Below are 14,166 nucleotides of genomic sequence, written 5' to 3' on the forward strand. Positions count from 1 at the left end.
TTATGGAGGCCGATGTCGACGGTCTCGTCGGCGCTGGCCGGCACGAACGCTCCGGCGAGCGCACGACCTGGCGCAATGGCTACCGTGACCGCAGCCTCGATACCCGGCTCGGCACGCTCAACCTGAAGATCCCCAAGTTGAGGACCGGCGCCTACTTTCCCGGCTTTCTGGAGCCCAGGAAGACCGTCGAGAAGGCGTTGGTCGCGGTCATCCAGGAGGCATGGATCGCTGGCGTCAGCACCCGGCGCGTCGATGAGCTGGTGCAGGCAATGGGCATGACCGGCATCTCCAAGTCCTCCGTGTCGAAGCTGTGCAAGGACATCGATGAGCGCGTCCATGCCTTTCTCAAGCGACCGCTTGCCGGCGACTGGCCCTACCTCTGGCTCGATGCCACCTATCTCAAGGTGCGCGAGGGGGGGCGGATCGTCAGTGTCGCCGCGATAATCGCCGTGGCCGTCAACACCGAGGGCAGGCGCGAGATCGTCGGCCTGCACATCGGCCCTTCCGAAGCCGAACCGTTCTGGTCGACCTTCCTCAAGGACCTTACCCGCCGCGGCCTGACCGGCGTGAAGCTGGTCATCTCCGATGCCCACGAGGGCCTCAAGGCCGCGATCACCCGTGTGCTCAGCGCCACCTGGCAGCGCTGCCGCGTCCACTTCATGAGAAACGCGCTGGCCTACGTGCCCAAGGGCCAGAACACGGTAGTCGCTGCTGCCATCCGCCAGGTCTTCCTTCAGCCCGACCATGCCGCCGCAACACAAGTCTGGCGTCAGGTCGCTGATCAGTTGCGCGCCCGCTGGCCAAAGCTGGGCGCGTGCATGGACGATGCCGAGCATGACGTCCTCGCATACATGACCTTCCCCGAGCAGCACCGGGTCAAACTCCACAGCACCAATCCGCTGGAAAGGCTGAACAAGGAAGTGAAGCGCCGCGCCGATGTCGTCGGCATCTTCCCCAACGAGGACAGCATCATCCGCCTCGTCGGCGCCGTCCTCCTTGAGCAGAACGACGAATACCAGCTCCAGCACCGCTACATGCAAATCGAGGGCATGGCCGCACTTGCCACACCAACAATCGAGGAGGTTCAGCCGCTACAGATTACACCCAAGGCCGCCTGACAATGCAGCCCGCTGGCCACACCCGAATTTACACCACGTTGACGGACGCGACCGCCTTGGGCATCATCGATACCCCAGAGCGTACCGATGCCATGCGCAATAGCGGATCGCGCCGAACAGCGCGCAAGCGTGCTATGTTGGCCCGGATCGAGGAGCGCTCACGCGACGCGGGCGCCGTCTAGCCTGACCAAGCGCCTTGTTTTGTGATCTTGGCGAAGCTCATGCGGCAGTAGCCAGCATCATGTATCGTCGGCAGACCGACCTTCCGCGCCCATTTTTGTGCTGACTGGGGAGGCAGTCCCATCCTGTAGCCGATCTCGACCGATCCTATGATCTCTGCCGCGGTCTGAAGAACATCCGCCGCGAGATATGCTTTGCCGTGGCGACGTATGAGGCCGGTGGCGACAAATTTGAGAAACTGTTTGGCGGCCAGGTTGAGTATCTCGCTGGCATCGGCGCCTGATAGCTCATCCTCGACATGGGCGCCGGACAACGGGTTTTCCAACATCCGCAAAGTGTCGATGAGTTCGGCCGGGATTAGTATCTGGTGGGACAGGTCCGTCGCCTCGGGGGCCAGACCAAATCGACCATCCGGCCCCAGAAGCCAGGCGAAGATGCCGGCCCAGGGCTTGGCGCGACCGCCAATAGCTCGTGCTGCGATTTGCAGCGGAACGCCGTCAATCATAGCGGGATCGGCTTTGGCTTGGATCTTTGCCTCGAATGCCGCCCAGGCCTGCGTGGTGGTATTGCGGACGCCATATCGCGCCTCCCAATAAGGGTGGGTCAGCGGGGCGAGCAATCCAGATTGCATCAACTGCGCTATGGCATAGCGGGGCAACTGAGTTGACTGCGACACGGCGGTCAAAGGCAGACGGTCAGGCTTGGTACGTGCCAGTTCCTCGATTTCTTCGGGATCATGGAACGGTCTAACCACGCCATGAACTCGCACGTCGGTTAGCTTGAAGACGCCGGCGGCTCGCAGCTTCGCGATAATGGTATCCGTCTCGCGCAGCACACGCACGGCTGATTTGGCGGAAATCAGTCCAATTATGTCATTCCCCTCGTCGGCCGACGGGAGGTCGGTCAGATCAGGGCTTTGACTGAGATCGGGCTGCTCTTGCTGCAGGCCATGTAGAAACATCGCGAACAGGGCTTTGACGCGGGGCGAGGAGCGGCCGATCCTGGCTTGCTTGACGGCGTGTCCCAGCTTGTTCGGCCAGTTGTCCCCTTCGCCTGGAGTTGGAAGTAGCTGGGCTGGAACGATGGGCCATTGGCGCAGCAGCGTTACAGCGTCATGAAGCGCGCTGATGACCGCCATGGTAAGGTCAAGATTGGTCAGCCATTTTCCGCGCAGTTGGTCGTTTAGCCAGGGGGAGAGCTTCAAAGCCAAGTCGGCAATGTCGTGCGGCTCCAAACGCGCAATCGGGTCAGGAAACTGTGATCGCGAAGCGGTACGTACATCGGAATCATGGCTGAAGAGGCCAGCATAGATGCCCAAATTGTCGCGCATCTCGAGAGGGATGAACTCGGCCGGTCCCTCACGCAGGTCCGCGCTGCAGACATCTTGGTCGCAGGTGGCAATGCCGTTGGCGTAGCGCCACCGCTGGGTGACGCCGCATTCGTGACACTCACTGCGCAAGACCTGAAAGGTTTCCGGGCAGAATGGGACGGAGGCCAACTGCCAAATCGCACGATGATGAGCCGATAGGGCAAGGCTGGCCGGTGCATATCGGCGGATGGTGGTTCTCAGTTCGCTCTGCCACGCGCGTCCACCAAACCAATGTATGATCGCGCTGCCTTCTGGACCGTGGGCATGGTGCAGTAATTGGGGGTAGGGCACCACCAGAATGTCAGCCAGCGCCGGTAGCTGTTCGGCGTTGGTTGTGGCCGCCGTCGGCTTGTTGTCGTAAACCCAGCCAGCCTCGGACAACAGCGTTCCCGTCCGTGGATACCCGTTCTCGGCAGTCACACGGGCGACAAGGCCCATGAGACTTTCGCCAGCGATCGGCGCGAGCGGGTATTTTACATGGCTCAAGCTTCGATCTCCACGAACGGATTATAGTCGATGAAGCTATGGGCGATGGCCCAGCTGTTCACCGCCATGGCGAGATCGTTGCGGGTAATAGCATTCCGACCTTCACGCACCACGTTTATGGCCGCCGTTTCCACGATGCGGCACGTACGGCCGATGATTCCGCTGCTTGCGAGACAAAGGGGACGAGCGATGTCCTCTTCGACCAGGCCGCTGGCGACCTTCATGATCTGCTTGTCGACCATGGCGGTATCGAGGTCTTCGACGAAGTCCAGGAACAGATCCCGATCGTCATCCGCCCACCAATCAAGCGGCGGGAGCGTAAGAGGCGGGAACAGGCGGCTGTTCAGCTCGTGGCTGGACTGGAACAGCTTGTCCGCGTCGTGGGTGCCGAAAAAGGCGATAGGCACAAGGCCAGAATCAAGGAACGTCTTAAGGCTGTCCGTGACATGGGTTGCGGCTGATGACCGGCGCGACAGATGTTGGATTTCATCGATGACGAGCAACTGCACGTTATCCCGTTTGATGGCTTGCACGGCGCGCTTGTGCAGGTTGGGTTCGGTGCCGCGGTCATAAAAGGGGTCGTCCAGGGCCTGCAGGATGGAAGAGAATAGCGACCTGGCGGTGCCAGTGCTCATGAGCTTGACGATCAGGACGGGTCGGCTGCCTTCGGGAAGTTCGCCCAGGCGTTCGATGCCGTCCCGGAAATGTTCGGCTGCTGTCGTTTTGCCGGAACCGCTTTCAGCCAGGAGGGTGATGCCATATTGCCGCTCGCCACGGGTGGCGATGCCAGAGCGCCTGACCTCATCCAGCCCTGCAATGATAGCCTCTTGGCGAGGATGAACAATCTTGATCTGGCGGAACGCGCTGCGGGCATCTGCCACGCGTTGAGAGCGGGCAGCGGCTTCATTCGGCCGTACAACGGGCGGGTTTGATGTGGTGGTAGTCATGTGTTGCCTTTTAGGTAGGGGTTAGAAGTAGCTGCTGTCGTTTGAGCGCTTTTTGCGTTCACGGCGTGGTTCGGGGTCAGTGGTCGACGCGTCCGGGGTGGGTGGCGGCGCAGGAGCACGCCGGTCGCGATCCGGCATGTCCTCTGGCGTCGCCTCTCGGGCATTGGCGGCTTTCGCCTTCTGCCGGTTGCTCCGCCGTTTAGCCGCGGTAGGGGCAGCTTTCTGTGGGGCGGGGCGACGAGACAGGGTGTCGGCATCGTGCATCTCGTGCTCGATCACGTCTGCATAGATGATCGGGATGTCGACAGGTTCAGGGCGCTCCCGCTGCAGGCTGGCGAGTTCACCGGTGATGCTGCGGATGCGCTTGTTTTCGTACAGCTTGGCCAGAAGCTTGCGTTCACGCTCCTTGGCTTCGGGCGTCAGCTGGTCGATGGCGTCGAGAAGCTCGGCGCGGCAGGCGTCACGCCATTCCCGTGAGTTGAAGTCGGCGGCTTCCGCCTTGGCCTTCTCACGGATCTGCTCGTGCATCCACAGGCTGATCGGCTCGTCGGTATAGCCGGCCGTCTGGCAGTACAGCTCGACGTCCTGATTGGTTTTGCGGTTGATCACCCAAATCTTGCGCAGATCGTATGGGTCATAGCGGAACGACACCGTTGCAGTGGCATTCTTCAGGCGCTGACGCTTGCCTTCCAAGGGGACAAGATCGGCGAGAAGGTCAGGCACGGCTTTATAATCGCCGAAGCGCAGGCCATTCCACTCGATGCCAGCGTGGGTCAGCCGGTGCGAATTGATCTTGGGGAGGAGGGCCTTCTCGAAGATGCGAGGGTCACGCGGTAGAACGATCCCGTACTGGGCGGTGCCCTGTTTCCAACAGAGCAGAGGCTGTTTCTCGTTCAGGCCGCCATGCGGGGTCGTGTGATAGACCGCGATGGCGAACATGATGAGTGCCTCGAGTTCGTCGAGTGTCAGCACGGCATCCACGGCGGGGTCGTAATCATACTCGCGGGAGAGGGCGATCGGCAGATGGGCGCCGGCCACCTTCGATGACACGTAATTGTGGATGGTGAGGAAGATGCGCTCAACAAGGGCTCGTTCGCGCGGCTTCTTCCGACCACTGATGCGGATCGTTGCACCGGTCGCCTTGCTCATGCTCTCCATATCGTGGCTGCGGAATTCCATACCGCCATCCACGTGATATGTGCTGCACAGGCCGCAAACGTCCTGGGCTTCAGGGTGCTTGTTCTTGATGATCGGCGGCACGATCTTGGGCAGAACAGACCGGCGAAGCAACTCCGACACAGTGGCGTATGATGGGGCGTTGAATGACAGCATGTGCGAGAGCACGACCCTGCTGAATCCATCAACAAGTGCGGAGAAAGTCGGGCGGCCCAGGATGATGGCGCGTTCCACGTCGATGACGAGGAGAGCGGGTATGGGTGTGTGATCCATAAGCCCGAATTCCAGAGGGCGCTCCGCCTGATGGCCTTTCCCTGCGCCACGCCACCGAGAGTAGGCCGCTTGCTTGCCGTGGCGGGCCGCAACCGTCTGTTCGCACTCCAGCTTTTTGATATCGCGATATGTGGTGCTCATGCTCACCGGGAGGAGCGGCTCTGTAGGCATCTCGTATTCGAGCGAAGTGCCATCGTTAACGCGGCTAATCTCGGCGTTGGTCAGCACATTGATATCGGTGACGCTCTTCTTCGACACATAGTAGGTCAAAGCCAGGCGCTGGCGGATTTCCATGCGAATGCCATCTTCATCATAGCAATGGTGCCCCTGGGCGCTTGTGGCCTCACGAGCATCGCGATCGCCAACTTTACCGCGCTCCCGCATCCAGCGTTTCACGGTGTGCGGATTGGGTGCCTCGCCATATTTGGCGTGCAGCTCGGGTGTCCAGTGCTCGGCAAATCCCGCAGAGATTGCCTTCACGCCGGTCATTACGCCGTTCCGGTCGAGCAGCCGTAACGTTGCCAGCCGAAGTGCGCTTTCGGGATCGAGTTCCTCACATTCGGCGGGCGTGAGATGTGATTCAGCGATCTTGTTCTTGGCCGGCGACTGCCCACGGTCTGCCATCTGGAAGAATTGACCGTTCTGAAGCAGCTCTCGAAAGCGCTCCTGGTCCATTGGACGGACGACGCCGGCGTCATCGAGATATTCGACGGGCTTGCCTGTGGCAGCATGTTCGAAGTTCAGGCGGGTGCCATATCCGTGTGATGTAAAAACACAGGGTTGACCTTCGATACTGTATAGCTGATTGCGTTTGAGCTTATAGGGGAAGTAATTCACGTATCTCTCCCGAGATTTGGGCATTCTGAGGGCGCGCAAAATCCATCAGCAGTAGATATTTCTACGCTGCGAATGGCATTGCTTCTGTTGTGATGGGTGCCTGCGGGTTCGTCAGGTAGTTATGATTTCACTCTAGGTCATGGTTGAATCCTTCCTGGGGTATTTGATCTATGATCAGATGAAGCTGACAGGCATCTCATCGATGAAAGGCTGCGTGAGATCGATCGACACGATGCGCCTCACCAGCATGGCGAAAGTGATTGCCCGCCCTTGGACAAAATTTCCGGGCGCCATCAGCTCAGCGAATTCGCCCAACTGCATGTCATCGCCTTTGCTGCGGAGGCTTTCGACGAGCCGCTTCTGCGACGATGAGATGGCCGTGCGGCGCATCGAGCTGGCGAGGCGTACGTTGAAGCGGTGGCGGCTATTCTCGAAAATTTCGGAACCGAAGGTGATACGGAATTCGTGGCCTACCCGGCGGCAAATCTCTGCGACGCCGGCAAGCTTCAGCCGATATTCCGGATCTCGGAGGTCTGCATCGTCGCCTTTGACCTCGACAACCGCCAGGCGGCCATCGGCGTCCAATATGTCGACGTCGCTTGTGTACCGCTCCTTCTTCCTCAGGATGAATTCGAAGCGGCGAGCCTCTGATTGGTAGTGGACGACATTGGGGTCCGTCTCGCACCGCTCGATCAGTGCAAGCTGATGCAGGCTCTCATAATGCTGTGTGCGGCCGACCTTCACGGAAGGGTACCAGCCACTCGCATGGTGCGTTCCGCCAGAGACTGTTCGGAGCGATCCATTGTCGTTGGCGACCACAATGCGAGCCATGGTGTTGACCAGGCTGTTGTGCTTCCTCAGCAAGGTTTCGGCGCGCAACCGGCCAGCGGAAGGTTCGTATGACGGGTTGCGCAGCATGAGGTTGATAGCGGCGCGAACGTCGATCTCAGCCAGTTCTTCATATGCGTCAGTCATGCCAGAACGTCCAACCGCGACGGTTGCTGTTGGGCCATTTGGAGCGAGAACGACTCCACGTCTTAACGCGCTGCTGTCGTTCAAAATGTCGAATGATCTCGATCAGATACTCTGTATAAACGATTGAAACGAGGTTGTTTTGATCTGCACTTCGCGGTTTAGTCGTCATCGCACTGTCTCCATGTTGGTCACGATACTGTGCATTTAGGAACGCTAAAATGACCGTGATGGCAACAGGAATGTGGTTTCAACTGCACAGTATCGTGACCAACTCACTTGACGATGCGTGCCTTACTGTTCTAATAAGTCATGGATGAACAGTAAGAAAAACGGCACGCGCGACGTTGGTTCGGACCGGTCGGCCCTCGAAACTGACGAGGAGTTGGTCAAACGGCATGCCGCTTCAGGCTTTTCTGGCGAATCAGAGTACGCCCTGTTCCTGTCTCTGGATGATTCTAAGCGGGAGGCGGTGATCGCCAGACTGAGGACGATGGACCTCTATCTTCGCGACGATGACCCCATGCCCGTGGGCGACGCGTGCAGCGCGCTCGATATGGAGCAGCGCAATTTTTACCGACTGCTGAAGAAGCTGAAGGATCTGGGCCCGACACGAGGTCTGTCACCGAGCTTCCGGGTGAAGGCTGTCGCGGCACCAGCACAGAAAGGCTTCGCACCCGTTGCCGAGCGTGCGCTGCGCTGGAAACTGCAGCATGAGCCCGCGGCTTCGCCCGCGTCGATCATACGCTGGATATTTGAATCCTGCGCGGACGCGGGCGAGGCGCCTCCGTCTGCATCCTCGATCCAGCGACGCATAAAGGTACTCCGCCGGGAAGGTGTCGCAGAGCCGGCGGCTGGGGCTGCTGGTCTTCAGATCCTGGTGGACCAGACCGCAGTCGATGTGATGGTTCAGATCAGCGGCCGGGTGGAATTGGCTACGGCTACGTTCATTGTCGATACCAGCTCTAGGATGATCCTTGGATTGGGGGTGGGCGATCCGCTGATTCCGGAAGACGGGCTCATGCGCGCTACCCGCAATATGGATGACGACCTCATGCGCCATCTCGTGCAGCACACGCAGGTGCATTTCGATCGCGTGGAGTCGATCGACTTTATCGCGCCTCCAGGCGGGGCGCGGCAGAGCAAGCAGTTGCAGAAGCGCTTTCGGGTCTTCAACCGCCGAGTGTCGTTTGACATTCATGCAGGCGGAAAGTGGCGTCACGGCACACAGCTGGTCCGCTACCTGGGCGACACGCTGGGGCCGTATCAGTTCAAACCGCGGTTTACAGAGGAGGGGGCTCCTCTCAGCAACTCGATCAGCGAGGGGATTGAGCAGGAGATCATAGAGCGGGCGTTGCTCGTGGAGGCGATGCGCTGGAACGAAAGCCAGTGGCAGCAGGTGGAGCCGACGGTCGAAAAGTCGCAGCGCATGCGTGAAGAGCGCGCGAGCGCGATCACGGCGCTATTCCGCGATGTGGTGATGCGGCCAGAATTTTGATCGAAGCTATTAATCGGTAGTGCGGCATGGAGTGGATCAGACTGAAATGCTGTTCAACTTCATGCCCCACTCGAGTTTCTCGACCGTGATGGCCGTACATATGCGAGCTTTGAGGCTGGTAGACAGATTGTTAGGTGCTGCGTAGCCGCCGCAGGATCCTACCTAAATGTCAAAGCCATTGTGAGCCTGGGATCTCGCTAGTCCCTTTGACGGCGACAAATTCTACGCTGCCTATTTTAAGTCGGCCCCACCCGCCATCGGGATCGATGGCATTCAGGCGGTCGATAAGCGCTCGCCATTCTTGACCTGCGCTCGTTGACGGAATGGCCTGAATAACGGGCGCGTCTGAGGCATAACGCGCCTGCATCTTGCGGTTCATGGCGAGAGCGTAGGCAAAGCTGTCAATTAAGATGTCGAAATCTGACTGACTCATATGTTTTTGCTACCTTATGTATTGCGCCGGATTGCTGGAATGCCAGTTTTGGCCTCTCAATATTACTCTGCCATTTCGATAAGAAGCGCGATCGTGTGTCCCATGGCGGTCACTGTAACGGTTTCAACATCATTGATGAGGATACCGTCATTGCGGTCGGCAATCACATCGCCGACTTGCACCCTTCCGGAGAGCGGCACGACATAGCCGAAATTGCCTGCCTCAAAGCGGTAATCCGCAGCGCCGCCATCAGCCAGCACAACTCGCGATAGACGGGCGTTGGCTCGCATCGGCAGTGAATTACCTTCATTGTCGAACCCGCTGGCTAATGTAGCGAACTGGCCCTGCTCACGATCGTCAGCGAACCCCCTTACAACAGAGAAGGGCTCGCCGCCCTGATGGTTGGGTATCAGCCAGATCTGGACGAATTCGACCGGGTCGGCCTCGTCTGGATTGCCGCGCCGGATAGCGACGCCCGTACCAGCGGATATGACTTGGCAATCGCCTGCTTGAAGCGCCCCGACATTGCCCAGGATATCTTCGTGATAGAGCATTCCGCTCGTGACGTAGGTCAGTATCTCGGTGTCGGAATGCGGAGTTTGCGGCAGTCCGGCACGGGGAGAGATCGCCTCCTGATTCCACATGATCATATCGCCCCACTGCATCGGGTGTCCGCCACAGCTTTCAGGCCCGAAATGCTGGAGGCTTTGGAAATGCTCCAGGCGGAATATGCCGAAGTCACGGGCCGGGCGTAAGGCGATCATCAGGGTTCCAGTGCGAATAGGTGTGGCTAAAGCGGGTTTGAAAAATCCCCTCAAGCTTTGGACAGGCAGTTGCTATGCAACTGCGCTGCATTTCCGGGTGGACGCGCAGCTAGACGCTGGCGTTGGGCAAAGCCTTGCCCACCCTGCGACCCAAAGCGGCCGCATGCGCAGAGAGCCCGCGCGCAAGGATGTTGATTGCATTGTTGGTGCCTCGTGGGACATCGACGCCGCAGGCACAGATGTGCCGCTCACCGTCATTGCTTTCAGAGGATGGTGATCCGCATGCATTGCACTTTGGCGCAATGCGTCTCGGATCCACAATGATGACCGCGCCGCCAGCCTTTTCAGCTTTGTAGCGGATCATTTCGAGAAGGCGCTTTGGTCTCACCTCCGCCAATATTTGACCGTTTTCCCGCGTCGCGATTGCCCCGATGCCGTCTGACGGGCGTCGTGTGCGTGATGGACGGGGAAATTGTTTGAGGTCGAGATCTTCGACCACGATCGTCTCAAATCGATTAGTGATCGTCGCCGAAATCTGATGAAGCCGCGTGGAACGGAGGTTTATCACGCGTTGACTGGCGCGGTCTCGGCGTTCGCGCAGCATTTTGCTTCGGCGGGAGTTTTTCTGGCATCTTGCCAGTGCCCGGTGGGCCCGCCGCAACGCAGCATTTTGAGTCGTCCATCGGACTGTATCGTTGAAGAGCGAGCCGTCCGATAGCGATGCCAGGTGATCTATGCCGAGATCGACGCCACACGCGCTGCCAGGATTTTGGTGCTCTTGGCCGCCGGCTTTGCAATCAACCAGGATTGTGACATGCCATCGACGCGCTCTGCGGGTGAAGGTGAGTCCGGCGAGGCGAGCGTCAGCTGGCAACGGGCGATGCATGCGCACCCGCAATTTGCCCACGATGCCATCCACCGACAGGTAGCTGTCCGCGACGACACAGCCTCGTACGCCGTGGACGCCAAAACTGCGCCAACGCTCTTCGGAGCGGAAGCGCGGGAACCCGGCGTTGGGGTTGGCCGTCAGGCGATCACGATACCTCGTCATTGCGGTATCGACGCAGCGCAAGGTCCAATTGTTAATGCCCCAGGGCAGGGCAGTATGCTGGCGGTTGGCCATTCTATACGCAGGGAGAGACTTGGTATCGTCTTCGTATGTGAGATGGACGCCGCGCTGATAGGCTGCACGCCGATTTTGGAGCGCGTCGTTGTACAAATTTCGCTGTAGCTGCAGGATCGACGCCAAGCGCGCATGTTGCGCCCTGCTTGGTTCGATCGGAAATTTATACTGCAAGAACATGTGCTTGCATGTGACGCGCAAAAGTTAACGCAAGGTGGATGTTCGAAGATCAATCAGGCGGAATGGGGAATGACGGTTGGGATCCCATTCAGCCAGCGCGCTGCGACAATCCCACCTGCCGCTAAAGTGCTACCTGGTCGGGGACAGAGGTCGGGCATAGGCGACTTCAGTTGGCTTTGCTTTCGCTGGCCCCTTGGTAATCGCTTGGATCGCTGCTGCGGCTGATACGGCGGGCTCGGCCTCGCGATTGATCTGCAGGCCAGCGTGATAGCGTTCCAGAAGCAGAGCAACGGCTGGACGCACGACAGGCAGAGGCAGAGTTTCCCGAATTGCGAATGGGATGGAAGGATTGCGGCGAGGATTGAGTGGCACGCGGCCGAGCTTGGTGCCAAACATAGCAGTGAGGGCCAATCCTGGCCGACGAGAATCTACCTGAACGTCTGACTGGGTGATGCCGAGTGAGCGTAACTGGGCTTTCGTACGCGGGTCATCGACAGGAGCGTTCCGGTACATCGCCAAAGATGCGCGTGCGGGTGATGCGGAACTCGTCTTCTCAGCTGCCTCGGTGACCAACTGGAGGATGTCGTCGGCAGTTGGCCGATCTGCAGTCACCACATGGGCAAGAGCGATACCACGGTTGACGTCGATGAACGCGGTGAGGACAGCGTGATAGGGGATGTTATCGGGGCCATCGACCGCCACATCGAGTGGCGACATATCGATGGCGTAGTCGGTATTCATGCCGGTGTAGGACGCGATATCGGTCACTTCCATGGGCAGATTGAGTCTCGTGCGGACTGCCCGTTTGCTTGGTGGACTTATTTTACGCTTCTCGCACAAGGCTTCGGCGGCAGACTGGATCGCCCCTGGCCGAGCGCCCGGGCCGGCGTGCGCGATGGCTTCTTCGAGAGCTGCTCTCGTTTCAGCAGGAAGCTGACGGGGGTAGTTGGACAGAACCTGATCGTTCAGCTGGAGCGAGTCCTTGTACGCCCGAATGATCTTGAAGAAGTTGCGCTCCTTATACCCCAGCCGAGTGGCGGCAGCGGTAACAGCTGCTGCCATTCGCCGACTGCCCTTCCTGGGGAGCTCTTCAACTTCCAGAGCACGCCGGTAAGCTTCCGGCCATTGCTGAGGCGTGAAGGTCACCATGTAGTGGGCAATGCGATCTTCCATTTTTCTTCACTCCTGAGTTTCGAGGAGCGAAGCAGAGCGTATTCAGAAAATTCAGGGCGTCACTGAGGCTAAGCCATTGAGGTATGTGCCGATGGACGACGCTGCGGCTGTATCAGCCCGATAGATCACCTGTTTCCCAGCACGGCGCGAGGAAACAAGGTGGGCGCGCGATAGAATTCCCAGATGGGAAGATAGAGTGTTTGCAGCGACATTGAGGTGGCGCGCAATTTCTCCCGCCGGCAGGCCTTCAGGCGCCCGGGCGAGTAGGCGGTAGATATCATGGCGAGTCGGTTGCCCTAGCGCAGCCAGGGCCTCGACCATTGCTGATGAGTCCATGGGCCAGACTATCAGCGATCCATCCCAACCGGTCAAACGGTTAGTGACGGACAGATCCGTCAGCCAAATCAAGAATGTGCCGGCTGATGACCGTTGAGACGTCCGTTGAAACAGGAAATCGAACGCCATTCAATTCTATAATTCCAGAATCATTGAAATGAATGTACAAGTCGATAAATGGAGCGTGCGACTCGCGCAGGCTTCTCTTGAAAAGGATGGTGACAGAAAGGGTTTCGCAATGCTGACGCACGAGATGTACGAACAGAGAATAGCTGCACGGACCCAGCGCTCAGCGCTGGATTACTTCACCACTTCAGCTCTGTTGGGACGCCCTGATCCGCTGGCCAGTGATAGCCCTGACGATGTCTCATTCGACTTGACCTACAAGATGGTCGATCGCCTCGTGATCGCGGCTGTCGAAACTGGCGCTCGGTTCGAGCGTGACAGCTTGCAGTCCGATCCATTGGCTTGGCTCTATAGCTCGCAGCCTCCGTTCGGCGGGGCGCGACCGCTGGAAGCGTGTCTGACCGCGCCAGGGTTGATGAGATGCATCATGTTTCATGCCCTAGACTTGGAGCTTGGAACGCCCAGTGATCTGGTCGACCAAATCCTCCGTAGCGACGGTTACATGTCGGGGGAGGCGACGACCGGAGGGCTCTGGAATACCGGCAGGGACCGGGAGAGTGCCGGCCATGGTCGGACGCTGTATACCGCGACGATCGTCGATGTGCGGGTGGATCAGATCCACCATGTCTACCATGCGATGATGGCCTGCGATCTCGCCGAGGCGAGAGGATTGCTCAGACTTCGTTATGGAAGACAGTTGGCGGACCAAGCTGAGGTCCGCAGAGGGTACGACGCGAGCAACCCGCTGGCGGTCTCTATGGTGTCGGACGCGATGGGGGCGATCTTGGCGATGGTGGCCAGCAACCCCCAAAGTGCGTTGGCCGAGGGACTGGACCTGCAACTCGAATCCAGGTTCGCGCCGTAGAGAGGCGCGCAGGCCATGATGGTCGTCACGATCACAATCTGGCCGGGTGGCGATGAGGCAGCGTCTTTCGATATCGCGCAGATGAAGATCGAGAACGAGAGCAGGCTGGCCGACGTCAGCGATTATACTGCTCGGATCGTCCAGTGCGAAAACCGCCGACTAGGGGTGCAGGGGATAGATACCGATCGTGTCCCACAGCGTGGTGTAGGTTCGCTGGGATAGCCACAGCGACCTCCGGCTAAGCCGGATTGATCATGCTGCCATGGCAGGCAACGTGATGATGGGATTATCGCTTAAACCTGAGACGCTC

13 protein-coding genes are annotated in these 14,166 nt (G+C 59.0%); 4 read left to right on the top strand and 9 right to left on the bottom strand.

Translation table 11 applies throughout. From position 1 onward, the window contains the following. Positions 1-1,118, top strand: a 1,118-nt coding sequence (locus F4U94_RS22915) for an IS256 family transposase (RefSeq protein WP_150412315.1), incomplete at its 5' end; no start/stop codon positions are given. A 178-nt stretch (positions 1,119-1,296) separates the two neighbouring features. Here the strand turns inward: F4U94_RS22915 and F4U94_RS22920 are convergent. The 4 genes from F4U94_RS22920 to F4U94_RS22935 form a co-directional block, all read right to left on the bottom strand. Beyond that, positions 1,297-3,153 carry a TniQ family protein gene (locus F4U94_RS22920; protein WP_150412316.1) on the bottom strand — a complete coding sequence of 619 codons (1,857 nt, stop codon included), beginning with the start codon at positions 3,151-3,153 and terminating at the stop codon, positions 1,297-1,299. Further along, complete coding sequence (locus F4U94_RS22925) at positions 3,150-4,100, bottom strand: ATP-binding protein (RefSeq protein ID WP_120249362.1); 951 nt, start codon at positions 4,098-4,100, stop codon at positions 3,150-3,152. Before F4U94_RS22925 ends, F4U94_RS22920 begins: the two co-directional genes overlap by 4 nt. A 21-nt stretch (positions 4,101-4,121) precedes the next feature. Then, the gene (locus F4U94_RS22930; RefSeq protein ID WP_120249363.1) at positions 4,122-6,386 is read right to left on the bottom strand and encodes a Mu transposase C-terminal domain-containing protein; all 2,265 of its coding nucleotides are present in this window, start codon (positions 6,384-6,386) and stop codon (positions 4,122-4,124) included. Between the two features lie 174 nt (positions 6,387-6,560). Further along, positions 6,561-7,361 (bottom strand): hypothetical protein, encoded by an 801-nt coding sequence (locus F4U94_RS22935; protein ID WP_010338245.1) that lies wholly within the window; start codon positions 7,359-7,361, stop codon positions 6,561-6,563. 313 nt (positions 7,362-7,674) lie between these two features. On the opposite strand from F4U94_RS22935, the gene F4U94_RS22940 reads away from it, so the two are divergent. Beyond that, a complete protein-coding gene (locus F4U94_RS22940) occupies positions 7,675-8,856 on the top strand; it encodes a hypothetical protein (RefSeq protein WP_120249364.1) in 1,182 nt (393 codons plus the stop codon). Between the two features lie 169 nt (positions 8,857-9,025). On the opposite strand, the gene F4U94_RS22945 is transcribed toward F4U94_RS22940, so the two are convergent. From F4U94_RS22945 to F4U94_RS22965, 5 genes are all read right to left on the bottom strand, one after another. Continuing rightward, positions 9,026-9,289, bottom strand: coding sequence for a hypothetical protein (locus F4U94_RS22945; RefSeq protein ID WP_120249365.1), 264 nt, complete (start codon positions 9,287-9,289; stop codon positions 9,026-9,028). A gap of 62 nt (positions 9,290-9,351) precedes the next feature. Continuing rightward, positions 9,352-10,053 carry a pirin family protein gene (locus tag F4U94_RS22950; protein WP_120249366.1) on the bottom strand — a complete coding sequence of 234 codons (702 nt, stop codon included), beginning with the start codon at positions 10,051-10,053 and terminating at the stop codon, positions 9,352-9,354. 109 nt (positions 10,054-10,162) lie between these two features. Then, positions 10,163-11,356, bottom strand: coding sequence for an RNA-guided endonuclease InsQ/TnpB family protein (locus F4U94_RS22955; RefSeq protein ID WP_120249367.1), 1,194 nt, complete (start codon positions 11,354-11,356; stop codon positions 10,163-10,165). Positions 11,357-11,485: 129 nt separating this feature from the next. After that, positions 11,486-12,529, bottom strand: a complete 1,044-nt coding sequence (locus F4U94_RS22960; RefSeq protein WP_120249368.1) for a hypothetical protein — start codon at positions 12,527-12,529, stop codon at positions 11,486-11,488. Positions 12,530-12,580: 51 nt separating this feature from the next. Then, positions 12,581-12,994, bottom strand: coding sequence for an ArsR/SmtB family transcription factor (locus tag F4U94_RS22965; RefSeq protein WP_197716417.1), 414 nt, complete (start codon positions 12,992-12,994; stop codon positions 12,581-12,583). Positions 12,995-13,022: 28 nt separating this feature from the next. Here F4U94_RS22965 and F4U94_RS22970 point away from each other — a divergent pair, with 28 nt between their 5' ends. Both F4U94_RS22970 and F4U94_RS22975 read left to right on the top strand, forming a co-directional pair. Beyond that, positions 13,023-13,856 carry a hypothetical protein gene (locus tag F4U94_RS22970; protein WP_228167293.1) on the top strand — a complete coding sequence of 278 codons (834 nt, stop codon included), beginning with the start codon at positions 13,023-13,025 and terminating at the stop codon, positions 13,854-13,856. 15 nt (positions 13,857-13,871) lie between these two features. Then, positions 13,872-14,078: a hypothetical protein gene (locus tag F4U94_RS22975; RefSeq protein WP_150412317.1), complete on the top strand. Its 207-nt coding sequence runs from the start codon at positions 13,872-13,874 to the stop codon at positions 14,076-14,078. Positions 14,079-14,166: the final 88 nt, after the last annotated feature.

The sequence above is a fragment of the Sphingobium limneticum genome (assembly GCF_008710155.1).
GTDB classification, from domain to species: domain Bacteria; phylum Pseudomonadota; class Alphaproteobacteria; order Sphingomonadales; family Sphingomonadaceae; genus Sphingobium; species Sphingobium limneticum.

What these genes read in the sequence shown, in the direction of transcription:
- F4U94_RS22925 (WP_120249362.1), bottom strand. Translation starts at nt 4,100, where the DNA reads ATGACTACCACCACATCAAACCCGCCCGTTGTACGGCCGAATGAAGCC.
- F4U94_RS22935 (WP_010338245.1), bottom strand. Translation starts at nt 7,361, where the DNA reads ATGACTGACGCATATGAAGAACTGGCTGAGATCGACGTTCGCGCCGCT.
- F4U94_RS22940 (WP_120249364.1), top strand. Translation starts at nt 7,675, where the DNA reads ATGAACAGTAAGAAAAACGGCACGCGCGACGTTGGTTCGGACCGGTCG.
- F4U94_RS22945 (WP_120249365.1), bottom strand. Translation starts at nt 9,289, where the DNA reads ATGAGTCAGTCAGATTTCGACATCTTAATTGACAGCTTTGCCTACGCT.
- F4U94_RS22950 (WP_120249366.1), bottom strand. Translation starts at nt 10,053, where the DNA reads ATGATCGCCTTACGCCCGGCCCGTGACTTCGGCATATTCCGCCTGGAG.
- F4U94_RS22955 (WP_120249367.1), bottom strand. Translation starts at nt 11,356, where the DNA reads ATGTTCTTGCAGTATAAATTTCCGATCGAACCAAGCAGGGCGCAACAT.
- F4U94_RS22960 (WP_120249368.1), bottom strand. Translation starts at nt 12,529, where the DNA reads ATGGAAGATCGCATTGCCCACTACATGGTGACCTTCACGCCTCAGCAA.
- F4U94_RS22965 (WP_197716417.1), bottom strand. Translation starts at nt 12,994, where the DNA reads ATGGCGTTCGATTTCCTGTTTCAACGGACGTCTCAACGGTCATCAGCC.
- F4U94_RS22970 (WP_228167293.1), top strand. Translation starts at nt 13,023, where the DNA reads ATGAATGTACAAGTCGATAAATGGAGCGTGCGACTCGCGCAGGCTTCT.
- F4U94_RS22975 (WP_150412317.1), top strand. Translation starts at nt 13,872, where the DNA reads ATGATGGTCGTCACGATCACAATCTGGCCGGGTGGCGATGAGGCAGCG.